The sequence below is a fragment of the Paraburkholderia monticola genome, assembly GCF_001580545.1.
In the GTDB taxonomy this organism is placed as follows: Bacteria; Pseudomonadota; Gammaproteobacteria; order Burkholderiales; family Burkholderiaceae; genus Paraburkholderia; species Paraburkholderia monticola.
The window spans coordinates 148,327-170,472 of the sequence record NZ_LRBG01000004.1 but is presented as its reverse complement, the minus strand read 5'-3'; the positions used below and the strand labels follow the sequence as shown (position 1 = coordinate 170,472).

Below are 22,146 nucleotides of genomic sequence, written 5' to 3'. Positions count from 1 at the left end.
CAGGATCGCCGGCGCACGCTGATGGACCTTCACAGCGCCGCGCGTGGCGACCCGCCGGCTCGTGCAATTTACTCGTAGTCCGCGATCGGCACGCACGAGCAGAACAGGTTGCGGTCACCGTACACATTGTCCGCGCGGCCGACCGGCGGCCAGTACTTGTTCGCGAGCAGCGTCTTCAACGGGTAGGCAGCCGTTTCGCGCGCATACGTATGCTTCCAGTCGTCGGCGATCACGACCGCCGCCGTGTGCGGCGCGTGCTTCAGCGGATTGTCCTCGCGGTCCGAGCGGCCTTCCTCGACCGCGCGAATTTCCTCGCGGATCGCAATCATCGCCTCGATGAAGCGATCGAGCTCTTCCTTCGACTCCGACTCGGTCGGCTCGACCATCAGCGTGCCCGGGACCGGGAAGCTCATCGTCGGCGCGTGGAAGCCGTAGTCGGCAAGGCGCTTGGCGACGTCGTCGACGGTGATGCCGCTCGTGTCCTTGATCGGACGCAGATCGAGAATGCACTCGTGCGCGACGAGGCCGCCGGGGCCCGAGTACAGCACCGGATAGTGCGGCGCGAGCTTGTTCGCGACGTAGTTCGCGTTGAGGATCGCGGTTTCGGTCGCGGCGGTCAGATTCTTCGCGCCCATCATCGCGATGTACATCCACGAGATCGGCAGGATCGACGCCGAGCCGTACGGCGCGGCCGATACCGCGCCGATGCCGTTCTCCGCGCGCTCGTAGCCCGACGAAGTCTGGTTCGGCAGGAACTGCGCGAGGTGCGCGCCGACAGCGACCGGACCGACGCCCGGTCCGCCGCCGCCGTGCGGAATGCAGAACGTTTTGTGCAGGTTCAGGTGCGAGACGTCGCCGCCGAACTGACCCGGTGCGCATAGACCCACCATCGCGTTCATGTTCGCGCCGTCCACGTACACCTGGCCGCCGTGCGCATGCACGATCTCGCAGATTTCACGGACGTTCTGTTCGAACACGCCGTGCGTCGACGGATACGTGATCATGATCGCCGCGAGCTTGTCGGCGTGTTGCGCGGCCTTCTTCTTCAGGTCTTCGATATCGACGTTGCCCTGCGCGTCGCATGCCACGACCACGACCTGCATGCCGGCCATCTGCGCCGACGCCGGGTTCGTGCCGTGCGCCGAAGCGGGAATCAGGCAGACGTTGCGATGCGCTTCGCCGCGCGACGCGTGATACGCGTGAATGATCAGCAGGCCGGCGTACTCGCCCTGCGAGCCCGCGTTCGGCTGCAGCGACACGGCCGCGTAGCCGGTGGCGGCGACGAGCATCTGTTCGAGCTGATCGATCATCTCGCGATAGCCGACGGTCTGCTCGGCCGGCGCGAACGGGTGGATCTGGCCGAACTCGGGCCACGTGACCGGCAGCATTTCCGAGGTCGCGTTCAGCTTCATCGTGCACGAACCGAGCGGGATCATCGAGCGATCGAGCGCGAGGTCCTTGTCCGACAGGCTGCGCAGATAGCGCAGCATTTCCGTTTCCGAATGGTGACGGTTGAACACGTGATGCGTCAGGTACGCGCTCGTGCGTTCGAGTTCAGCCGGCACCGACGACACATCCGCTGCGCTCAACGCGGCGTCGAGTGCATCGACTTGAGGCACATCGCCGGCAAACGCGGCTTGCGCGAACGTAGCCAGCAGGTCGGCCAGATCGCCGCGGGTCGTGGTTTCGTCGATCGAGATGCCGACGCGCGTGTCGCTCACGTGGCGCAGATTGATGCGCTTGGCGGCGGCGGCGTCATGCAATGCCTGGGTGCGTGCGCCCGTCTCGAACGTGAGCGTGTCGAAGAACGTCTCGTTGACGAGCTTGTAGCCGAGTTGCTTCGCGCCTTCGGCGAGCAGCGCGGCGATGCGGTTCACGCGCAGCGCGATCGTCTTCAGGCCGCGCGGGCCGTGATAGACCGCATACATGCTCGCCATGATCGCGAGCAGCGCCTGCGCGGTACAGACGTTCGAGGTCGCCTTTTCGCGGCGGATGTGTTGCTCGCGCGTTTGCAGCGCGAGACGCAGCGCGGGGTTGCCTTGCGCGTCGACCGTCACACCGACCAAGCGCCCCGGCATCTGCCGCTTGAATTCGTCGCGCACCGCGAGGTACGCGGCATGCGGGCCGCCGAAGCCGACCGGCACACCGAAACGCTGCGTGTTGCCGACCGCGACGTCCGCGCCCCATTCGCCCGGAGGCGTGAGCACCGTCAGCGCGAGCAGGTCGGCGGCGACCACGACATGGCCGCCCGCCGCGTGGATCGCTTCGGTCAGCGCGCGGTAGTCGCGCACGTCGCCGTTCACGCCCGGGTATTGCAGCAGCACGCCGAACGCGTTCGCGTTGGCGGCGTCAGCGGCCGGGCCCACTTTCACTTCGATGCCGACCGGCGTCGCGCGCGTCTTCACGACTTCGATGGTCTGCGGCAGCACGTCGTCGGCGACGAAGAACACGTTCGACTTCGGCTTGCCCACACGTTGCAGCAGCGTCATCGCTTCGGCGGCGGCGGTCGCTTCGTCGAGCAGCGACGCGTTCGAGATCGCGAGGCCGGTCAGGTCGGTGACCATCTGCTGGAAGTTCAGCAGCGCTTCCAGACGGCCTTGAGAAATTTCAGGTTGATACGGCGTGTACGCGGTGTACCACGCCGGATTTTCCAGCACGTTGCGCAGGATCACCGTCGGCGTATGGGCGTTGTAATAGCCCTGGCCGATGTAGGAGCGGAACACCTGGTTCTTGTCCGCGAGTTCGCGCAACGAGGCGAGCGCTTCGGCTTCGCTCTTCGGCTGCGCGAAGGGGCCGAGCGGCAGCGCTTCGGTGCGGCGGATCGTCTTCGGGATGACGGCATCGATCAATGCCGCGCGCGACGCGAAGCCGAGTGCTTCGAGCATCGCTTGCTGGTCGGCCGCATCCGGGCCGATATGCCGTTCGGCGAAGGCGTCGTGCACTTCGAGCGCGGCGAGCGAGAGAGGAGTGCGGTTCATCAGACGATCCGGGTGTTCGAGCTTCATGGGTGTTCCTGGCGGCGCGGCGCGCGCCGATGGGCGGGCGCCGTGCCTGACGGTTAAAACAAAAGGTGACTCAGACTGCGACTCAGGCGCCGATCGACTTCGCGTACGCGTCGGCGTCGATCAGGCGGTCGAGCGTCGCATCGGCGGCCGGCTTGATCTTGAACAGCCAGCTGTCGTACGGCGCGCTGTTCACGCTGTCCGGCGAGTCGGAGACGGCCGGGTTCGCTTCGATGACTTCGCCCGAAACCGGCGCGTAGATGTCGGAAGCGGCCTTCACCGATTCGATCACGGCGACGGTGTCGCCCGCGCTCACGGACTTGCCCAGTTCCTGGACCTCGAAGAAGACGATGTCGCCGAGCGCTTCCTGCGCGTGGTCGGTGATGCCGACCGTCAGCGTGCCGTCCGCTTCGGTGCGGACCCATTCGTGCGATTCGGTGTATTTCAGATCGGCCGGGATGCTCATCGGATGCTCCTAAACGGTAGGTTCGGTAGTGGTTTGAATGTTGGGTGCGTGCGCCGGCCGCTCAGACCGCCAGCACCTTGCCGTTGCGCACGAACGGCAGTTTTACCACGCTTGCGGGACAGGCTTTGTCGCGAATCTGGACGTGCACGGTGTCGCCCGGCTGCACGCCTTTCGGCACGCGCGCGAAGGCGATCGATTCCTGCATGGTCGGCGAAAACGTGCCGCTGGTGATTTCGCCGTCGCCGTGCGGCGTGACGACTTTCTGATGCGCGCGCAGCACGCCAGCCGCCTTGCCGTTGTCCTTCAACAGGATCAGGCCGACGAATGCGGTGCGCGAGCCATCGGCTGCGAGCCGGCTCTTGCCGACGAAGTCGCGCGGCGAGGTGAGGTCGACGGTCCAGGCGAGGCCGGCGTCGAGCGGCGAGACGTTGTCGTCCATATCCTGGCCGTACAGGTTCATGCCGGCTTCGAGGCGCAGCGTGTCGCGCGCGCCGAGACCGGCCGGGCGCACGCCCTGGGTGGCGAGTGCGTTCCACAGCGCTTCGACATGCGTGGCCGGCACGATGATCTCGAAGCCGTCTTCGCCGGTATAGCCGGTGCGCGCGATGGTCAGCTCGCCAAACGGCGTGCCGTCGACGCGCGCGGCGTTGAACGGCTTCAGCGCTTCGGTCGCGGCGCGCGCGGCCGGCACCGTTTGCCAGGTTTTTTCGCGCGCGTTCGGGCCTTGCACCGCGACGATCGCGAGATCGCGGCGCGGCGTGATCGTGAGGCCAAAGCCGCCGTCGGCGTTGAGCTGGCCGAACCAGGCGATGTCTTTATCGGCGGTCCCGGCGTTGACGACCACGCGGAAGTGGTCTTCGGCGAAGTAATAGACGATCAGATCGTCGATCACGCCGCCGTTCGGGTTCAGCATGCAGGAATAGAGCGCGCGGCCCGGCGTTTGCAGCTTCGCGACGTTGTTCGCGAGCGCGTATTCGAAGAACGCGCGCACGCGCTCGCCGGTGAAGTCGACCACGCACATGTGGGACACGTCGAACATGCCGGCGTCGGTGCGCACCGCGCGATGTTCCTCGATCTGCGAGCCGTAGTTGACGGGCATGTCCCAGCCGCCGAAGTCGACCATGCGGGCGTTGAGCGCGCGGTGAGCGGCGTGAAGCGGGGTGTGTTTGAGTACGGTCATGGGGCCTCGGGCGTCTCGCGAAACAAAAAAGGCCATGCGGCGCAACGCCTCGCGGCGATGTGCCTGCGAGCGTGGTGCTACATGACCCCTCTGTCCTCGATACCTGAGAGATTGCGTCGCCGCGACTCCTGCTCAATGAGCTCGATGAGTCAGCGTGAAACGCGCGCCCCTTCGGTGGGCAGCCTGCCTGCTGTGCACGACGTGCGACGCGGATGGCTACTGCCGCTCTCCAGAGTGCGAAAAAACCGCCGGAAAGGCGGGTTCTTTCGACGCAGTCGGTCCTTTTGCCTGAGAGTTTGCGGGTGTGCCCCTTCGGCGGCGCGGCCGGCGTTTTTTTCGCCTGCCAGCGCGCTCTCCCGACGCGTGCGGCGAATGTACGCGACGGGCCGAGGCTTGTCAAATAAAGGCCCGGGAGCAGTGTGGAGGCGGGCGCGGCGGTGCGGAGGCATCAAAAAGAAAAGCGCGAACCGGGAGGCCCGCGCTTTGGGATTGCTTCTGCCGGCGCTATCCGTCACCGCACGATGAGCGGGAGTGGGTGCTCAGCTGTGAGCCCGGTTGCCGACCGGGCTTGCCGATTTACTCGCCGATCGCATGAGCGGCGTTATCCAGCTCCTGATTCAGCACGCGCTGCTCTTCCGCGGACAAACCGCCGCCATGCTGCGCGGCCATGTCATGCGCTTCCTGGCGGATCGTCTCGAGACGGTGATGCAGCCCGGCGCCTTGCGGCGGCGGGTAATAGCCCTGATTCACGTGGACGTCGACGCGGTGCGCGAGATTGTCGATGCGGCCGTCGACCTGATGCAGGCGCTGATCCGCGATCTGCTGCGGCGTGGGGCCCGGATGCGGCGCGGGCGGAGGCGTCACCACGCAGGCGGCGACGGAGCTGAGCAGCGCGCAAGCGGCAAGGGCACGGATGATTCGAGACATGGATTCTCCAGGAGTCGTTGTCGTATGGGGGATACCCCGCTAGCAACGGATGACGACGAACGCCCGCTGACCCGGCAGCGGGCGAATTTGTAACGTTATGTTCCTTTCCGGCGTGTCAGGAAGGCCCGCACCGACCGTCTTCGCAGCGCGAAAGGCCGCGCCGTTTTTGGTACACAAAGCGGGGTGGGGCGATGCCGGAGCCCAGCGGCGCGAGGTTCAGCGAATGCGCTCGAACGGCAGCCGCACACCTTGCTCGGAGCTGCGCGCGGCCAGTTCGATGATGGTCATCACGTCGACCGCGTCCTGCGTGCGGATCGGGAACGCGACGCCGTTCTGGATCGCGTCGGCCAACGCAATATAGAAGCCGGTGTACTCGCCGTTGCGGGTCGGCCATTCGCGCTCGACTTCCTCGTCGCCTTCCAACACGCGCAGCACACCGGGGGTATTGCCGGCGCCGAAGCCTTCGTCGCCAGGGCGCAGGCCGGCTCTCAGCTGATCCTCCTGGGTGTCGAGCCCGTACTTCACATAGCTGCCGCGCGTGCCGTGGATCGCATAGCGCGGCCCGGGCAATGCGGTCAGCGCGCTTGCGTGCAACATCACCTCGAAATCTTCATAGCCGAGCTGGATGTGCACGTAGTCAGGTGCGCCCGCTTCGTCGCGGTGCGTGCGTACCGTCGCCGAGACCGTCTGCGGCGCGCCGAAGAGGGCGAGTGCCTGGTCGATCAGATGCGGACCGAGATCGAACAGCAGACCGCCGCCGCGCGTCACGTCCTCGCGCCAGCGCTGGCGCACACCCGGCCGGAAGCGGTCGAAATGCGATTCGTAATGCGTGACGCGACCCAGTTCCACGCGCGCGAGCAGATCGCGCACAGTCAGAAAATCGCCGTCCCAGCGCCGGTTGTGAAAGGGCGCGAACAGCTTGCCGCGCGCGAGCGCGATGTTGGCCAGGGTGTGGGCGTCGGCGGCGCTCAGCGTGACCGGCTTGTCGACGACCACGTGCTTGCCGGCTTCGAGCGTGCGGCGCGCGAGGTCGAAGTGCGTGTCGTTGGGGGTCGCGATCACGACGCAGTCGATGTCGTCGAGCCCAAGCAGCGCGTCGAGATCGGCGACGATTCTCGCGTGCGGATAGTCGGCGCGCGCGCGCTCGGCTTGGCCCGTCGCAATCGCGGCGACGCTCGCGCGTCCGCAATGTTCGATTACCGGTGCGTGAAACGTCGCGCCGGCGAAGCCGTAGCCCATCAATCCAATCTTCAGCGATCCGGACATGCGAGTCTTCCTGGAGGAACGGCGCGCCGTCTTGCCACCGCGGCGGGGGCGCGCAATCTCATTATTGTGGCATTTGTGGGCGGGGCTGGGGGCTCAGCATTGCGGTCGGCGCTCGCGCGCGGTCCGTCGGGCGTCCGGGTCGGCGAGGGCGTGGATTGCGCGGCCCATCGCGGTGTCCGTCGCGTCGTCCGTGTTAACATCGCACCTCTCGCGCGCATTGCGCCGCGCAGCATGTCCCGGGCCTTCGGCCGGCACCTCCCGCCAGTCCGACCTCAGCGGCCCTCAACCGTATTACCCATCCACACACGATGTCCGCAGGCCTGAATCCCGCTCAAAGTGAAGCGGTCCGTTATCTCGACGGTCCCTGTCTCGTGCTCGCCGGCGCGGGCAGTGGCAAAACGCGCGTGATCACGCAGAAAATCGCCCACCTGATCGAAGCGAAGGGCTTCGAGCCGCGCCACATCGCCGCCGTCACGTTCACGAACAAGGCCGCGGCGGAAATGCGCGAGCGCGTCGGCAAGCTGCTCGAAGGCAAGACCCTGACGACGCCGGGCAAGGAAGGCCGCAAGGTGCCGGTGAACCAGTTGACGGTGTGTACCTTCCATTCGCTCGGCGTGCAGATTCTGCGGCAGGAGGCGGAGCACGTCGGCCTGAAGCCGCAGTTCTCGATCATGGATTCCGACGACTGCTTCGGCATGATCCAGGAGCAGGTCGGCTCGACCGACAAAGGCTTCATCCGCAAGATCCAGTCGATCATTTCGTTGTGGAAGAACGGCCTGATCATGCCCGAGCAGGCGATCGCGACCGCGTCGACCGAGGACGAGCATCAGGCGGCGATCGTCTATCGCAACTACGTGGCGACGCTGCACGCGTACCAGGCGGTCGATTTCGACGATCTGATCCGCCTGCCCGCCGAATTGTTCGCGAGTAACGAGCAGGTGCGCGACCGCTGGCAGAACAAGCTGCGCTATCTGCTGATCGACGAGTACCAGGACACCAACGCGTGCCAGTACGAACTGGTGAAGCTGCTGGCCGGCAAGCGTGCGGCGTTCACGGCGGTCGGCGACGACGATCAGGCAATCTATGGCTGGCGCGGTGCGACCCTCGAAAACCTCGGGCAGCTCGGCAAGGATTTTCCGAATCTGCACCTGATCAAGCTCGAACAGAATTACCGCTCGACGGTGCGCATCCTGACCGCCGCGAACAACGTGATCGCGAACAACCCGAAGCTGTTCGAGAAGAAGCTGTGGTCCGAGCACGGTATGGGCGACACGATCACCGTGACGGGTTGCAACGACGAAGAGCACGAGGCGGAGTCCGTCGTGTTCCGGCTGTCCGCGCACAAGTTCGAGCGGCGCACGAATTTTCGCGACTACGCGATCCTCTATCGCGGCAACTTCCAGGCGCGGATTTTCGAGCAGGTGCTGCGCCGTGAACGGATTCCGTATGTGCTGTCGGGCGGCCAGTCGTTCTTCGACAAGGCCGAGATCAAGGACATCTGCGCGTACCTGCGCCTGATCGCCAACGCGAACGACGACCCCGCCTTCATTCGCGCGATCACGACACCGCGCCGCGGGGTCGGCAATACGACGCTGGAGGCGCTCGGCTCGTTCGCGGGTCAGGCGAAGGTGTCGCTGTTCGAGGCGGTCTACATGGGCGGCATTGAAGCGCGTCTGTCGCCGCGCCAGATCGAGCCGATGCGCGCGTTTTGCGACTTCATGCAGCGCCTGACCGACCGCGCGGAAAGAGACGCGGCCGGCACGCTGCTCGACGAGCTGATGGACGCGATCCACTACGAGGCCTATCTGTACGACGCGTTCGACGAACGCCAGGCGCAAGCGAAGTGGCAGAACGTGCTCGAGTTCATCGAGTGGTTGAAGCGCAAGGGCACGAAGGAAGAGCCGCAACCCGGCAGCGGCAGCGAGGCGACCGGCTACGACACCGCCGACGGTTTCGGCGACACCGGCAAGAATCTGCTCGGCCTGATCCAGACCGTCGCGCTGATGTCGATGCTCGAAGGCCGCGAGGAAGATCCTGATGCGGTGCGGCTGTCGACCGTGCATGCGTCGAAGGGACTCGAGTATCCGCACGTGTTCCTGGTCGGCGTCGAGGAAGGCATCATGCCGCATCGCGGCGGCGCGGACGACGAACCGATCGACGACGCGCGTATCGAGGAGGAGCGTCGGTTGATGTACGTCGCGATCACGCGCGCGCAACGCAGCCTGCATCTGAATTGGTGCAAGAAGCGCAAGCGCGCGCGGGAGACGATCGTCTGCGAGCCGTCGCGCTTTATCAACGAGATGCTGCTCGACGATGCGCCGCCGCCGACGCCGGAAGAGGCGCCGATGTCGCCGAAGGATCGGCTCGCGAGTTTGAAGGCTTTGTTGCAGAAGGCTTGATGGGGCGGCTTTTAGTGGCTGCCAGGTGCGCTCGCGTGCCGTTGCTCATAAAAAAATCCCTGCATCGCGTTCGCGCATGCAGGGATTTTTTCATTTCATCGGCGGCCGCTGCCGCCCGCTTCACTTCACCGCGCTAACCATGTAGTCGACCGCGGCCTTCACGTCCGCATCCGACGCGTTCGAACCGCCTTTCGGCGGCATGGCGCCCTTGCCATGCAGCGCGTAGTTGTAGACCGTATCCATCGAATCCTTCAGGCGGGGCGCCCACGCTTCCTTGTCGCCGAACTTGGGCGCGTTCAGCACGCCGGCCGCGTGACAGGCCTGGCATACCGACTGATACAGCGCCTTGCCGGCTTGCGAGGCATCTGCGCTTTGCGCGCCGCCTGCTGCGGGGGCGGCAGTTTGCGGCACGCTGGCCATCGCGGCCATGGCTGCGGCGGCCTGCTGTGCAGCGCCCGCGTCGGAGGCGCCCGCCGCGGCGGCAGCACCCGATGCCGCGGCCGCACCCGCCGCCGGCTGCGCCGGTTCGGGGAAGCTCGCGCCCGAGTTGTTCGCCATATAGACGACCGCGCGCGCGATTTCGAAGTCGCTGTAGTCGTCGGGACTCGTGCCGCCGCGCGGCGGCATGGCGCCCTTGCCGGACAGCGCGGTGTGCCACAGCGTGTCGAAGCCTTGCGCGATGCGCGGCGCCCAGTCGGCGGTGTTGGTGAATTTCGGCGCGCCTGCCGCGCCCGATGCGTGACACGCCGAGCAGACCGCCTTGTAGACTTCCTCGCCGCTCTTGTAGACGCGCGGCGCGTTGGCGTCGCGGATGTCGACCTGGGCGAGCGGATGGATACGGGAGTTGACTTGGGCTTCGGCGAGGGAGTCGGTGCCGGCGCCGGTGCGCGTCGAATTGTCGACGTAGACGGCGAGCAGAACGATGATGATGATGGGTACAGCAAACCCGGCGATGACCGCGGCGATGAGCTGTGCTGGGGTTTTGATCGGGGCTCCGTGTGGTGCTTCGCTCATGCTTGTCTCGTCTCCGTGGGTATGTGAGCGGTACAGCGCGACGGCAACTTCTTGTTCTTAATCAGCCACGGACGATTATAGACGCAAGGTTTCAGCGACGGCGAGGGGGCCCGGACGGTGTTCAGCAGGCGTTTACCCGCATCGGTGAGAACGGTGGCGCGCTGGGTCGAGGTGGCCGGAGTGGGCGTGGGAGGCCGTCCGGTGGACGGTGCGGCCGAAACCGGGTATCCTTGCGGTCTCTCGCGTTGGCGTCGAGGCCGTTCTGGTCGTCAGGCTTTCGCGAAGATTCCCCGCAGTTTGTGGTGATGCGCCCGTAGCTCAATGGATAGAGTACTGCCCTCCGAAGGCAGGGGTTGCTGGTTCGATCCCAGCCGGGCGCGCCAAATTGAAAGAACAGTAAATATCGCGGAAACCCGCGCCAGACAAGGCCCTTAGGCATAAGCCAAGGGCCTTTTTCTTTGTTGAGCGCGACCGTAAGCCTCTCATATGCGAACGGTTCGGCGCCGCTCCCATTTGCCGCAAAGATACGCCGCATGCGCTCGAATTCGAGGTCCTCCAGGCGGGACTGCCGCGCGATGATCGCTGCATTGTTCACCAGCACTTCGATCCGGCCGACCTCTCTGGAATCCGCGCCGTCTGCGCGCATCGATAGAGCCGATAGCCTTCGCTTACCGCCCAGCCGCAAAGAGCAGCGACAACCCCGACGAAACCATCAACCCATCGACCACGAGCCTGAACGCCCCAGGCGACATTCGCGCAACGATACGCCGCGCACAGAAGGTCCCAAGCATGATCGACGACCCGGTAACCAGGCCGTCCACCATCACATGCTCAGGAAGCGCGCCAAAATGCTCGAACACTGACACCTTGGCGCCATACACCGCCAAAGAACCGGCGGCCTCGGTGGCGAGAAACGCGCCTTTGACGAGCCCATAGCCCATGAAGACCGGCACGGTGATCGGCCCCGTGGACACGACGATGCCCGTCAGAAAGCCGACCACCGCCCCAATCAGCGAAAGTTGGACGAGCGTAAACCGGATCGAGCGCCGCGCTAGCCATCGGCGCGTTGGCACCATCGCGATGAAGAAGACGCCGAGCGCGACGTCGATGACGTGTGGCGGCAGTGCGAGCAGCGTGCGCACGCCGACGATTGCGCTGGGCACCGCGGTCGCGCAGTAGGCGGCGCAGGCGCGCCAGTCGATCTCGCGCCACCACGAGAGCACCTTGCCGAGATTGCCCATGATTGCGGCGATGGCCATGATCGGCACGGCCTGCTGGGGGCCGTACAGGATCACCAGCACGGGCATCAGCAGCATCGACGACCCCGTGCCGATCACGCCGCTCAATACGCCCGCCATCAACCCGACTGCGAGAACGACCAGATGTCCCATCGCATCCCCGTATTTCGTGTCACATCGTTTTAAGCGCGAGCACGCCGAGCAGAATAACGAACGCGGCAGCGGGCCGGCCATAACCGTAGCGCTCGCGAAGCACGACCGCTGAAATAGCGGTGCCGAAGATAATCGCGGTCTCGCGCAGGGCGGCAACCATCGCGATCGGCGCGTGCGTCATCGCCCACAACACGAGCGAGTACGCTGCCAGCGTACAAGCGCCGCCCATGAGCAAGAGATACCAGCGGGCCCGAAGATGCCGCAGCGCGTCTTCTTTCCGCCGCGCGATCGCCCACGCCAGGATCGGCGGCGCCGTGAGAGCGAACATCCACATCGTGTAGGACGCCGGATGCCCGGACAAACGCACGCCTGTCCCGTCGACCAGCGTATAGGCGGCGACGGTCGCGGCATTCAGCAGCGCCAGGCGCGTGGTGCGCGCGGTATCGATGGCCGGCGGATTCGCCATCAGCAGCCCCAGGATGCCGGCGCAGATGAGCAGGATGCCGCTCCATTCGCCCGCACTTAGCCGCTCGCCGATCAGCGGACCGCTCGCCAGCGCAACGAGCAGCGGTGGAGCGCCCCGCATCAGCGGATACGCGTGGCTCATGTCGCCGCTGCGATAGGCCGCGCCGATCAGCACGAAATACAGCACGTGAATCGCCGCCGACACCGTGATGTAAGCCCAACTGCCGCCTGCAGGCAACGGCAGGAACGGGATCGCAACCACGCAAAGCATGGCCGCACTGGCGGTCACAAACACGATGTCGAGAAACTTGTCCGGGCTCGATTTCACGACGGCGTTCCAGCTTGCGTGCAGAAACGCGGCCAGAAGGACGAGAAGCAGGACATCTGTAGGCATGAGTGACTCCGGTCTTTCAGGCGAGATTACCTATCTTGTCGGAGGCTGACAAACCAGATAAATTGGCCTTTTCCGTTAGAAAAGCTCTCGCATATGAAACGGGCATTGCCCCCTCTGAACGCGCTTCGTGCCTTTGAAGCGACGGGCAGGCTCGGCAGCATCAAGGAAGCCGCCGAGGAACTGCACGTGACGCACGGCGCGGTCAGCCAGCAGATCCGCCTGCTAGAGGAGTGGCTGGGCGCAGCGCTGTTCGAGCGGCAGCATCGGCGCGTGGTGCTCACGCCTGCGGCAAGGGCCTACCTGGAAGAGATCGGTCCGTCGTTCGACCAGATCTCGCGGGCGACCGCGAAATACGGTCTCGTGAAGCCCGTCGCGCGGACGTTGCGGGTCAATGCGCTGGCGACGTTCACGTTGCGCTGGCTGGTGCCTCGACTGGGCATGTTCCGCGACGCGCATCCGGGCATCGACGTGAAGGTCGAAACGTCGAACGAGCCGCTCGAAAGCCTGGAAGAAAACTGGGACGTGATCATCCGGGGCGGCCCAGATACGTTCTATGGCTATGTGATGCGGCCGTTCCTGTCGGAGGACAGGATTCCGGTATGCAGTCCGGCGCTTCTGCAGCGCAAGCCGCTTGCGGTTCCCGATGACCTGCGCGCGCATACGTTGCTGCATACGTCGAGTCTTCCGCGACTCTGGCCGGACTGGCTGGCGAAAGCACGCGTCTCCCTGCTCGAGCCGACTGCGAGCCTGACGTTCGATCACTTCTATCTGACATTGCAGGCTGCGCTCGACGGCGTCGGCGTCGCGATGGGGCCGACCGCGCTCGTCGCCGACGATCTTGCTGCGGGTCGACTGGTCACGCCATTCGCGGGCCCGCCTCTTCCGTCGCGTAGCTACTGCACCTACGTGCCGGAAGCAAAGTTTCAGGACGAACTGGTTGCGCTGTTTTGTGCGTGGCTGGAACGCGAGGGCGCCAGGCGGCAAAAGGGCGCAGCGTAACTGGCTATGTCGATCCTCGCGGCTCGCCAAAGAAAAAGCCCGCGCAAGGCGGGCCAAGGTACGCAAATACGCAGCGAATCGTTCTTTCTGCTTTAACTGCGCGCCATGCTCAAATACCTGCCGGCGTTGCGACTCTTCTGCATGCTCGCCTGATACTCCGCGCCCAGCTCCTGCTGCGCGTCACGGGCCGCTTCGACGATGCGGTTGTCGATCTCGTGGATTGCCCTGAGCTGTGCCATCACCTCGTGCGGCGGCTTCACGCCGAGCGCCGTCAAAAGCGGCGTGCGCTCGTCGGCGAGCTGCGCGGCGCGCTGCCAGTCGCCGACGGCGGCCGCCAGTTCGATGTCCTTCGTCATCCGCCAGATGCTTTCGATCGGAGCTTCGTTCTGCATGTTTCTCTCCCCGCCGCGCTCAGCCCTTGTTCGTGGCGAGTGCACCTGCGCTGCTGGTGCCGCCGAACAGTTGCGTGAGGTACTGCGAGTTGTTGTTCATCGTTGCCATCAGCGTGTCGAGCGCGGTGAACTGCGCGGTGTACTGGCTGGTGAGCTGGGCCTGCCACGCGGTGAGCGTCGTCTGCTGGTTCGTGAGGCTCGTCAGGTCCGTGTTGATCGCGTCCGTCCGGTTTTGAATGATGCCGCCGGGCGAGGTATAGCTCGTGATGTTGTTGTCCAGTTGCGCGGCGATACCGTTCGTCATGTTGAACAGCGAGGACACGGCCGACTGGTTGTTCTGCAGCGCATTGCTGAGCGTCGAGTCGTCGATCGACAGCGTGCCGTCCGACTGGAGCGTAATGCCGAGCGCGGCGAGCGTCGTCTTCGAGCTGCCGGTGCCCACCCCGCTGCCGACGATCTGGGCGAGCTGGTTCTGAATCATGGCCACGGTGGAATCGCCGATCAGCACGCCCTGCGACGTCGAGTTCGCGTTGAACGCCGTCAGTGCGCTCATCGTCGTGACGAGCGTGTTGTACACCGTGACGAAATTGTTGATCGCCGAGGACTCCGCGCTGGTGTCCTGCGCGATCGTCAGTGTCTGCGTGGTGCCGACTGCCGCTGCCGTGAGATTCAGCGTCACGCCGGAGAGGGCCGTCGTCACGGCGTTGGTGGAGCTGCTCACGCCGACGCCGCCGAGCGTGAAGTACGAATCCTGGGCGGCCTGCGTCTGGCTCCAGCCCGAGCCGGAAATTGTCGACTGGCTGGGGTTGATCGTTTTGCCGCTGCTATCGGTACCGGTCAGGTCGCTCGCCGTGGCGATCGATTTGCCTGCGGTAGTCGTCACCGCGAGCTTGTTCAGGTCGTCGGTCCCGGCCGAATCGCTGATCGCGATGCTGATGCCGCTCGACGCACCGGTCGCGGTAGATTGCAGCACGAGGTGGGCGCCATCCGCGCCGGTCACCACGGTCGCGGTCACGCCGGGATTGTTGTTGGCCGAATTGATCGCCGAGGCAATGCCGGCAATCGTGCTGTTCGAACTGTTCAGGGAAATCGTGGTGCTCTGACCGTTGACCGACAAGGTCATCGTGGCTGCACCGGAGGCCAGGTTTTCGGACGCGCTATAGCCCGCCGAGGTGAGCACTTGCGACGTGGCGACCTGCGACACATTGAGCGAGTACGAACCTGCCACCGCGCCGGTCGCGGCCGTGGCGGTGACGCCGGTGCCGGTCAGCGTGGTTGCGAACGTATTGAGCGTGGCGCCGTCGCTGAGCGGCTCGACGGCTGCCTGCAACGCGCCGAGTGCCGCGGAGACCGTGCCGTAGGCCGAGATCAACGTGTTGTCCGCGGTCTGCGAGGCGGCGATGGTCGCGGCCTGGCCAGCGGTCTTGCTGTTGACGAGCGCGGTGACGAGCGAACTCGTGTCCATCGACGAATTGGTCGAACCGCTGATGATCGACTGGGCGGCGGCCTGAATCGAGGCTTGCGTGTCAGCGTTCGTGGTGGCGACTGCGCTCGAGATCGCGGCAGTCGTGGATCCGGTTACGGTGGACATGAGAAGGCTCCGTGCGTCGGCTAGGCCGGTTAAAACGGGTTGATTCGCGGTTCAGTGCTGAAAACGACAATCGGGAGGCAAGCCTCCCGACGGATTTGCGTCCGGCGCGCGCTGCGTTGCGCGCCGGATGCCTGCAGCCGGAAGCGTCTTACTGGAGGAGCTTCAGGATCTGCTGCGGTTGCGAGTTCGCTTGCGCCAGCACCGAGATACCAGCTTGCTGCAGAACCTGTGCCTTGCTCAGGTTCGCCGTTTCCTGCGCGAAGTCCGCGTCCTGGATCGACGACTGGGCGCTCGACAGGTCGGTCGATTGCGCTTGCTGCGTCGAGCCGATTGCGCTGAAGCGGTTTTGTGCCGCGCCGAGCGTTGCTTGCAGGTTGTTCAGCGTGGTCAGCGCGTTGTCGATCGATTCCATCGCTGCGCTTGCGCCGCTCTGGCTGCTGATGTCGATGCTCGCAACGTTCGTCGGGACGTTGAGTGCGTCGATCGTCGCACCGGTGGTGGTGTTCGAAGCCGCGGTGAAGGACGTCGTGAGGGTCGCGGTGGAGGCGCCGACCGTCGTCGACATGTCGGTGTTAAGGGCCGTCGCAATCGCCGCGCCTGCGCCGGTAGCATTAGCAGCGGTGATGGTGGCATTGCCGGAGGAGTCGGCAGTGATGGTGACGCCGCTCAGCACAGTCGTAGCGGTGGCTGCCGTCAGTGCCTGGTTGTTCTGGTCCGTAAGCGTATAGCCGCCCTTGCCATCGGCGATCACGTTGATGGCCGTGATCGAGGCGCCCGTAGCAACCGTTTGGCCGCTGTTGTTCAGCGACAGGTTGCCGAACGAACCGAGCGTGTTGCCTGCTTGCACGCTACCGGTGCCGAGCTTCGCAGCCGACATGTCTTGCGTCAGGTTCAGGCTGATCGTCTGGCCGACGTTTGCGCCAACCTGGAACGACACGGTGCCCAGCGAACCGTTGAGCAGGTTCATGCCGTTGAACGTCGTCTGCGACGCGACACGGTTCACTTCCGAGATCTGTTGCGAGACTTCCTGTTGCAGGGCCGCGCGGTCGTCCGAGGTCATCGAGCCGTTCGCTGCTTGCGTGGCCAGCTGGCGGATACGTTGCAGGCTGCTCGTCAGCGAGGCGAGACCGCTCGATGCGGTTTGCACCATCGACGTGCCGTCGTTCGAGTTCGACACACCCTGGTTCAGACCGTTGATCTGGGTCTGCATGATGTTCGAGATCGCGAGGCCTGCCGCGTCGTCCGCTGCGCTGTTGATACGCTTGCCCGAGGACAGACGCGTGATCGCTTGCGACAGTGCGCTGCCCGAACCGGTCAGGTTCTGCTGCGAGACCAGCGAGTTGATGTTTGTATTAATTCCGAGCATTTTCGATTCTCCGAGTAGGGCACAAGCCCGATCCCAAAAACGGCAGCGGTGAGTGAGTTGGCCGCCTTGTTTGGGATAACGGACTGCACCGGGAAAACTTTAAGGGGAGAATCGATAAAAGAAGTCAAACGGCGCGCGCGAGCCCGCCGCACGGGACCGGGCGTGTGCCCGGCGCCGTCTGGCATCTGGCTTTCATTGGACCTGCGCCGCCCCCAACGATTGGCCATTATTCAATACGCACATTTTCCGCTATGACCTCGTTTGCGCATCGACGGAATTGAGCGCGAAAAGCGTGCTTGTCTGCCGGATCGATAGTCGACTGCGGCCGCTACACTGCCCGATCGCCTAATTCCGCCGCCAGTCGTATGCCAACAGTCAGCATTCTCATTCCCGCGTTCAAGCCGACATACCTGGCCAAGACTCTGGCGAGCGCTTGCGCCCAAAGCTTCACGGACATCGAAATCCTCGTCGGCGACGACACGCCTGACGGCATCCTGCGCGAGATTGCCGAAGGCGCGAACGATCCGCGAATCAGATATTTTCATCACGGCTTTCAGGATGGTCTGCGCAATCAGGAGAAGTTGTGGGCGCGCGCGAGCGGCCAATACGTCAAGTGGCTTTACGACGACGATCTCTTGATGCCGACCTCGGTCGCCACGCTGGTCGCCGCGCTCGAAAAGCATCCCGAATCGACGCTGGCGTTTCACCAGCGCGTCGTCATCGACGCCGACGACAAAGTGATCGACGTGCCGGCCGCGCTGATCCAGCCCGGCGAAATGGCGCTCCTCGATCGCGCGTTTCTGGTCGAGAACGTCGTGGTGAGAGCGAACAACTTCCTCGGTGAGCCCAGCAACGTCATGCTCGTGCGCGAGCGGGTCGATGTCGGCTCCATGATGAAGTACAGGAACCACGACTTCATCTATCTGACCGATGTCGCGATGTACCTGAACATGGCGGAGCAGGGACCGGTCGTTCTCGCGGGCGGCCACCATGGCTGCTTTCGGCGGCATGCGGAGCAAAACTCCGGCGTGTCGAACCCCTGGCTTGCGGCGGGCTTCTACGAATGGGAAATCATGGTGCGCGGCGAGGCGGCCGCCGGGACCATCGGTGCGGAGGCGCTCGACAGGGCTCGCGAGCGGCTCGGCGAGGTTTACAGCTTTGCGATTGAACAGCGTGGCCTGTCGGGGCTCGAACCACTGCGGCAAAGCCTCGAGGAGTTGGGGCGCGTGCCGCCTCGCGAGCTGCCCGAGTCTCGCCGGTTCCTCGACGGCATCGCCCACGCGCGCGCGGTAGCGGCAGCAAAGAAACGCAAGCGCCTGCGGCTCATCTGCGCCACGCGGGGAAGCCAGGAGCAGTTCATGGCGGAAACCGCGCTCGGCCGTTCGCTGCGGCTGTACAGCTCCGCCATGCGTGAAGACGATGTGCAGATCAGGCTGACGATCAACAATACGCAGGGCTTGCCCGCGATCTACAACGCCGCGATCGAGGCGGCGGCCACCGATCCCGCGATCCTCGTCTTTATCCACGATGACGTTTGGCTCGCCGACTTCTTCTGGGCGCAGCGCATCCACGCGGCACTCGAGCAGTTCGACGTGGTCGGTATCGCTGGCAACACGCGCCGTGTGCCGGGGCAGCCGGCCTGGCATTCGACGACGCTCAGCTTCGAACCGGACGCGGAGCATCTGAGTGGGAGCGTCGGTCGCGGTCGTGACATGCCCTGCGACGAAGTCGATCTATACGGCCCATCGGAGCAGGAATGCAAGCTGCTCGATGGCTTGATGCTCGTCGCTGACAGCGAAACGCTGCTTGCCCGCGGTGTCCGGTTCGACGAACGGTTCGGGTTCGACTTCCACGATCTGGACTTCTGTCGCCAGGCCGAACTGGCTGGCCTGAAAATGGGAACGTGGGCGCTCTCGGTGATTCACGAGGGTGGGCGTCGCTACGGCAGCGAGTCGTGGCGCGACGGCTATGACCGGTATCTGCAGAAATACGGCGAAAAGGCGGGACATGACATGCCGGTCACGCACGTTTATGCCCAATGAGGCGTAGTAGGGGGGAAAAGCCCCTCAGTTCATCGGACTGAAATGGCGGCCTGAAGGAGAAAATCTCGGGACCGACTTATATCGAGTGCCCATGAAATCGCCCGGCCACACGCCCATCTATGTCACCCAGCCGTACATGCCACCGCTGGAGGACTTCATTCCGTACCTGGAGAAAATCTGGGACTCGAGGCGGCTGACCAATCATGGGCCGATGCACGAGCACCTCGAGGAAGCGCTCGCCGAGTATCTCGGTGTCGAGCACATCGCGCTCTTTTCCAACGGCACGCTCGCGCTGGTCACGGCCTTGCAAGCCTTGCGCATCACCGGCGAGGTCATTACGACGCCGTACTCCTTCATCGCCACGGCGCACTCGCTTCGTTGGAATGGCATCGAGCCGGTCTTCGTGGACATCGACCCGCTCACGCTGAATCTCGATCCCACGAAGATCGAAGCGGCCATCACGCCCAAGACCACGGCTATCCTGCCGGTGCATTGCTATGGCAATCCCTGCAACGTCGAGGCGGTCCAGAAAATCGCCGACACCTACAACCTGAAAGTGATCTACGACGCCGCGCATGCCTTCGGTGTGCGCGACGCAGGCGGCAGCATCCTGCGGCACGGCGACCTCTCCGTATTGAGCTTTCACGCCACCAAGGTATTCACGACCTTCGAGGGCGGCGCCATCGTCTGCCCGGACAAAAAGACCAAAGCCCGCATCGACAACCTGAAAAACTTCGGGATCGTCGACGAAACCACGGTCGTCGCGCCTGGCATCAACGGCAAGATGGCCGAGGTCAATGCCGCCTTCGGCTTGCTGCAGTTGAAACACATCGACAAGGCACTGGCGCGCCGTCGCGAGATCGGCGCGAAATACGGCGAGCTGTTGAAAGACGTGCCCGGCATCGAATGCGTCCAGCAACGGGAGGGGAACGGCACCAATTTTTCGTACTACCCGATCCTGGTCGGGCAGGACTATCCGCTCAGCCGCGATGCGCTGTTCGAGCGGTTGCGGGAAAAGGGGATTCATGGCCGCCGCTATTTCTATCCCTTGATCACCGAGTTCCCGATGTATCGCGGCATGCCAGGCGCTTCGCGCAGCAATTTGCCGGTGGCGACCAAGGTCGCGACCGATGTGATTTGCCTGCCGATTTATCCGAACCTCACGGACGATGAGGTCGAAAACATTGCAGCACTAATCAGAGGTATCCAATGAATACGGAATTTGTAATCCCCAGCATCGAACAGTTCATCGAGAATTTCCTGGTGGTCACCGACTTCCAGGAGTCGGTGGAAGTGACACCGGAAACGGAATTGCACAGCCTGCCCGAGTGGGACTCGCTGGCTGCGCTGGGCGTGATCGTGATGTTCGACACGGAGTTCGGCAAGGTGATCTCGGGTGAAGACCTGAAGAAGTGCGCGACCATCACCGACCTCTACAAACTGCTCGGGTAAGCACATGGCGTTTTCCACTCTGCGCAATGTGCGCTTCGCAGGCATGGCGACCTGCGTGCCCAGACGTGTCTATGACAACGTCCTCGATGCTCCGCCGCAAATCCGTTCGGAGCGCGAGCGCCTGGTGCGCAATATCGGCATCAAGACGCGACGCCTTTGCCCGGAGTGGCAATGCTTTTCCGACCTCGCTTTCGATGCGACCGAGACGTTGCTCGCTGAATTGGAGTGGGCGCGGGACGAGATCGATGCGCTGGTCGTCGTGACGCAGTCGCCGGACTACCCGATTCCGTCGACGGCGATCATCTTGCAGGATCGCCTGAAGCTGTCGCAGGCGACCATTGCCTATGACGTGAACCTGGGCTGCTCAGGTTATCCGTTCGGTCTGCATTTGCTGGGCAGCATGATTGCCGCCGGCGCGATCAAGAAGGCGTTGTTGCTGATCGGGGATCGCTCGGGGAATCTGCGCGACCCCCTGTTCTCCGATGCCGGTACCGCCACGGCGCTCGAGTTCGACGAGAAAGCGCCGCCGATGTACTTCGACCTCAACAGCGACGGCAGCGGCTACAAGGCCATCTGCTTGCCGGTCGGCGGACATCGCGAACCGGTGGGCATCCACCATCTGATTCCGACTCGCGATGAAGGCGGCTTTTTCCATTCAGGGCTGGACCTGACGCTCGACGGTCCGGCCGTGCTGAGTTTTTCCACGCAGCGTGTACCGCCGGCCGTCGAAAAGATTCTGGAAAAAACCGGCATGAGCAAGGACGACATCGATTACTTCGTCTTCCATCAGGCCAACAGGATGATCAACGAAACCATCCGCAAGAAGCTGGGTTTGCCGGTGGAGAAAGTGCCTTCCACCTTGCCGGATTTCGGCAATACCAGCGGCGCGTCCTTGCCGGTGACGATGACGGCCCGTCTGCACGAGGTGCTGGGCAGCGCACGGCATCGCTTGCTGTTGAGTGGTTTCGGCATTGGCCTGTCGTGGGGCACGGTCATTATGGATATCGAAGGCGCCAAGTTTCCGGCATTGATCGAGTCATGAGTATGGATAACCCGTTTTCGCTTTCCGGCAAGCGCATCCTGGTCACAGGCGCTTCATCCGGTATTGGTCGCCAGATTGCGATCTCCTGCTCGCAGATGGGCGCGCAAGTCGTCATCACGGGCCGCGACCGCGAGCGTCTGAAACAGACGCTGGAGATGCTGGACAAATCGGCCTTGGCAGGACATCACGCGGTCCAGGCCGAACTGACCAATGCGGACGAGCGGGAGGCATTGGTGGCTGCGCTTGATGGTGTTCCAGTGAATGGCGTCGTACATAGCGCGGGTATCTCGCGGCTGAGTCCGGTGCGGATGTTCACGGAGCAGCACTTGCGTGAGGTGCAGGCTATCAATGTCGATGCGCCTATGATGCTGACGCAGGCGCTGCTGAAGCGCAATCTGGTAGCGCCGGAAGGTTCGCTCGTCTTTGTCGCCTCGATTGCGGCGCACATCGGCGTTCCCGGTGTAGCGGCTTACTCGGGAACGAAGGCAGCACTGATTGCCATCGTGCGATGCCTTGCCATGGAAGTGGTCAAGCGCCGCATTCGTGCCAATTGCCTTTCGCCAGCATTGGTCGAAACGCCTTTGCTGGATGCGACGGCCACCATGGTCGGCTCGATGGAGCAGGAGCGAAACAACTACCCGCTCGGCTTTGGCAAACCGGAAGACGTGGCCAATGCCGCTATTTTCCTGTTGTCGAACGCCAGCCGCTGGATCACCGGTACGACGATGGTGATGGATGGCGGCTTGACGATCAGCTGA

The 22,146-nt window shown here is 64.0% G+C and carries 18 protein-coding genes, 1 tRNA gene and 2 riboswitches; of the genes, 8 read left to right on the top strand and 11 right to left on the bottom strand.

From position 1 onward, the window contains the following. Positions 1–68: 68 nt before the first annotated feature. The 5 genes from gcvP to CI15_RS05685 all read right to left on the bottom strand — a co-directional run bounded on the left by gcvP (position 69) and on the right by CI15_RS05685 (position 6,841). Positions 69–3,005, bottom strand: a complete 2,937-nt coding sequence (gene gcvP / locus CI15_RS05705) for an aminomethyl-transferring glycine dehydrogenase (protein ID WP_062125135.1) — start codon at positions 3,003–3,005, stop codon at positions 69–71. Between the two features lie 82 nt (positions 3,006–3,087). After that, positions 3,088–3,468 carry a glycine cleavage system protein GcvH gene (gene gcvH / locus CI15_RS05700; protein ID WP_062125133.1) on the bottom strand — a complete coding sequence of 127 codons (381 nt, stop codon included), beginning with the start codon at positions 3,466–3,468 and terminating at the stop codon, positions 3,088–3,090. Between the two features lie 61 nt (positions 3,469–3,529). Next, a complete protein-coding gene (gene gcvT / locus CI15_RS05695) occupies positions 3,530–4,648 on the bottom strand; it encodes a glycine cleavage system aminomethyltransferase GcvT (RefSeq protein ID WP_062125132.1) in 1,119 nt (372 codons plus the stop codon). 80 nt (positions 4,649–4,728) lie between these two features. After that, positions 4,729–4,891: riboswitch (glycine riboswitch) on the bottom strand. A gap of 22 nt (positions 4,892–4,913) precedes the next feature. Beyond that, positions 4,914–5,017: riboswitch (glycine riboswitch) on the bottom strand. A gap of 207 nt (positions 5,018–5,224) precedes the next feature. Continuing rightward, the gene (locus tag CI15_RS05690) at positions 5,225–5,575 is read right to left on the bottom strand and encodes a hypothetical protein (RefSeq protein WP_062125131.1); all 351 of its coding nucleotides are present in this window, start codon (positions 5,573–5,575) and stop codon (positions 5,225–5,227) included. A 216-nt stretch (positions 5,576–5,791) separates the two neighbouring features. Next, positions 5,792–6,841 (bottom strand): oxidoreductase, encoded by a 1,050-nt coding sequence (locus CI15_RS05685; RefSeq protein WP_062125129.1) that lies wholly within the window; start codon positions 6,839–6,841, stop codon positions 5,792–5,794. A 308-nt stretch (positions 6,842–7,149) separates the two neighbouring features. Between CI15_RS05685 and CI15_RS05680 the strand changes: the two genes are divergently transcribed. Continuing rightward, a complete protein-coding gene (locus tag CI15_RS05680; protein ID WP_062125128.1) occupies positions 7,150–9,240 on the top strand; it encodes a UvrD-helicase domain-containing protein in 2,091 nt (696 codons plus the stop codon). Positions 9,241–9,360: 120 nt separating this feature from the next. On the opposite strand, the gene CI15_RS05675 is transcribed toward CI15_RS05680, so the two are convergent. Continuing rightward, on the bottom strand, positions 9,361–10,254 hold the full coding sequence (locus CI15_RS05675) for a c-type cytochrome (protein WP_062125127.1): 894 nt from the start codon (positions 10,252–10,254) through the stop codon (positions 9,361–9,363). 307 nt (positions 10,255–10,561) lie between these two features. Between CI15_RS05675 and CI15_RS05670 the strand changes: the two genes are divergently transcribed. Then, a tRNA-Arg gene (locus CI15_RS05670) sits at positions 10,562–10,637 on the top strand. A gap of 285 nt (positions 10,638–10,922) precedes the next feature. On the opposite strand, the gene CI15_RS05665 is transcribed toward CI15_RS05670, so the two are convergent. Together CI15_RS05665 and CI15_RS05660 are read right to left on the bottom strand one after the other, a co-directional pair. Then, a complete protein-coding gene (locus CI15_RS05665) occupies positions 10,923–11,645 on the bottom strand; it encodes a sulfite exporter TauE/SafE family protein (protein WP_062125126.1) in 723 nt (240 codons plus the stop codon). A 19-nt stretch (positions 11,646–11,664) separates the two neighbouring features. Further along, positions 11,665–12,504, bottom strand: coding sequence for a DMT family transporter (locus CI15_RS05660; RefSeq protein WP_062125124.1), 840 nt, complete (start codon positions 12,502–12,504; stop codon positions 11,665–11,667). A gap of 93 nt (positions 12,505–12,597) precedes the next feature. Between CI15_RS05660 and gcvA the strand changes: the two genes are divergently transcribed. Further along, positions 12,598–13,503: a transcriptional regulator GcvA gene (gene gcvA, locus CI15_RS05655; RefSeq protein WP_062125123.1), complete on the top strand. Its 906-nt coding sequence runs from the start codon at positions 12,598–12,600 to the stop codon at positions 13,501–13,503. Between the two features lie 92 nt (positions 13,504–13,595). Here gcvA and fliT read toward each other — a convergent pair whose 3' ends face one another. The 3 genes from fliT to CI15_RS05640 form a co-directional block, all read right to left on the bottom strand. Next, the gene (gene fliT, locus CI15_RS05650; RefSeq protein ID WP_062125122.1) at positions 13,596–13,895 is read right to left on the bottom strand and encodes a flagellar protein FliT; all 300 of its coding nucleotides are present in this window, start codon (positions 13,893–13,895) and stop codon (positions 13,596–13,598) included. Positions 13,896–13,914: 19 nt separating this feature from the next. Continuing rightward, positions 13,915–15,486: a flagellar filament capping protein FliD gene (gene fliD, locus CI15_RS05645; RefSeq protein WP_062125121.1), complete on the bottom strand. Its 1,572-nt coding sequence runs from the start codon at positions 15,484–15,486 to the stop codon at positions 13,915–13,917. A 148-nt stretch (positions 15,487–15,634) separates the two neighbouring features. Continuing rightward, entirely contained in the window at positions 15,635–16,852 is a 1,218-nt protein-coding gene (locus tag CI15_RS05640) for a flagellin (RefSeq protein ID WP_062125119.1), read from the bottom strand. Positions 16,853–17,217: 365 nt separating this feature from the next. On the opposite strand from CI15_RS05640, the gene CI15_RS35155 reads away from it, so the two are divergent. The 5 genes from CI15_RS35155 (at position 17,218) to CI15_RS05615 (ending at position 22,146) form a co-directional block, all read left to right on the top strand. After that, positions 17,218–18,894, top strand: a complete 1,677-nt coding sequence (locus CI15_RS35155; RefSeq protein ID WP_075643656.1) for a glycosyltransferase family 2 protein — start codon at positions 17,218–17,220, stop codon at positions 18,892–18,894. 91 nt (positions 18,895–18,985) lie between these two features. Continuing rightward, positions 18,986–20,107, top strand: coding sequence for a DegT/DnrJ/EryC1/StrS family aminotransferase (locus tag CI15_RS05630; RefSeq protein WP_062125118.1), 1,122 nt, complete (start codon positions 18,986–18,988; stop codon positions 20,105–20,107). Then, positions 20,104–20,346, top strand: coding sequence for an acyl carrier protein (locus CI15_RS05625; RefSeq protein ID WP_062125117.1), 243 nt, complete (start codon positions 20,104–20,106; stop codon positions 20,344–20,346). Before CI15_RS05630 ends, CI15_RS05625 begins: the two co-directional genes overlap by 4 nt. Positions 20,347–20,374: 28 nt before the next feature. Continuing rightward, a complete protein-coding gene (locus CI15_RS05620) occupies positions 20,375–21,388 on the top strand; it encodes a ketoacyl-ACP synthase III (RefSeq protein ID WP_241495797.1) in 1,014 nt (337 codons plus the stop codon). Positions 21,389–21,390: 2 nt separating this feature from the next. Further along, complete coding sequence (locus CI15_RS05615; RefSeq protein ID WP_062125114.1) at positions 21,391–22,146, top strand: SDR family NAD(P)-dependent oxidoreductase; 756 nt, start codon at positions 21,391–21,393, stop codon at positions 22,144–22,146.

Excerpts from the sequence above, each read along its gene's own strand:
- gcvP (WP_062125135.1), bottom strand. The coding sequence starts at position 3,005 with ATGAAGCTCGAACACCCGGATCGTCTGATGAACCGCACTCCTCTCTCG.
- gcvH (WP_062125133.1), bottom strand. The coding sequence starts at position 3,468 with ATGAGCATCCCGGCCGATCTGAAATACACCGAATCGCACGAATGGGTC.
- gcvT (WP_062125132.1), bottom strand. The coding sequence starts at position 4,648 with ATGACCGTACTCAAACACACCCCGCTTCACGCCGCTCACCGCGCGCTC.
- CI15_RS05690 (WP_062125131.1), bottom strand. The coding sequence starts at position 5,575 with ATGTCTCGAATCATCCGTGCCCTTGCCGCTTGCGCGCTGCTCAGCTCC.
- CI15_RS05685 (WP_062125129.1), bottom strand. The coding sequence starts at position 6,841 with ATGTCCGGATCGCTGAAGATTGGATTGATGGGCTACGGCTTCGCCGGC.
- CI15_RS05680 (WP_062125128.1), top strand. The coding sequence starts at position 7,150 with ATGTCCGCAGGCCTGAATCCCGCTCAAAGTGAAGCGGTCCGTTATCTC.
- CI15_RS05675 (WP_062125127.1), bottom strand. The coding sequence starts at position 10,254 with ATGAGCGAAGCACCACACGGAGCCCCGATCAAAACCCCAGCACAGCTC.
- CI15_RS05665 (WP_062125126.1), bottom strand. The coding sequence starts at position 11,645 with ATGGGACATCTGGTCGTTCTCGCAGTCGGGTTGATGGCGGGCGTATTG.
- CI15_RS05660 (WP_062125124.1), bottom strand. The coding sequence starts at position 12,504 with ATGCCTACAGATGTCCTGCTTCTCGTCCTTCTGGCCGCGTTTCTGCAC.
- gcvA (WP_062125123.1), top strand. The coding sequence starts at position 12,598 with ATGAAACGGGCATTGCCCCCTCTGAACGCGCTTCGTGCCTTTGAAGCG.
- fliT (WP_062125122.1), bottom strand. The coding sequence starts at position 13,895 with ATGCAGAACGAAGCTCCGATCGAAAGCATCTGGCGGATGACGAAGGAC.
- fliD (WP_062125121.1), bottom strand. The coding sequence starts at position 15,486 with ATGTCCACCGTAACCGGATCCACGACTGCCGCGATCTCGAGCGCAGTC.
- CI15_RS05640 (WP_062125119.1), bottom strand. The coding sequence starts at position 16,852 with ATGCTCGGAATTAATACAAACATCAACTCGCTGGTCTCGCAGCAGAAC.
- CI15_RS35155 (WP_075643656.1), top strand. The coding sequence starts at position 17,218 with ATGCCAACAGTCAGCATTCTCATTCCCGCGTTCAAGCCGACATACCTG.
- CI15_RS05630 (WP_062125118.1), top strand. The coding sequence starts at position 18,986 with ATGAAATCGCCCGGCCACACGCCCATCTATGTCACCCAGCCGTACATG.
- CI15_RS05625 (WP_062125117.1), top strand. The coding sequence starts at position 20,104 with ATGAATACGGAATTTGTAATCCCCAGCATCGAACAGTTCATCGAGAAT.
- CI15_RS05615 (WP_062125114.1), top strand. The coding sequence starts at position 21,391 with ATGGATAACCCGTTTTCGCTTTCCGGCAAGCGCATCCTGGTCACAGGC.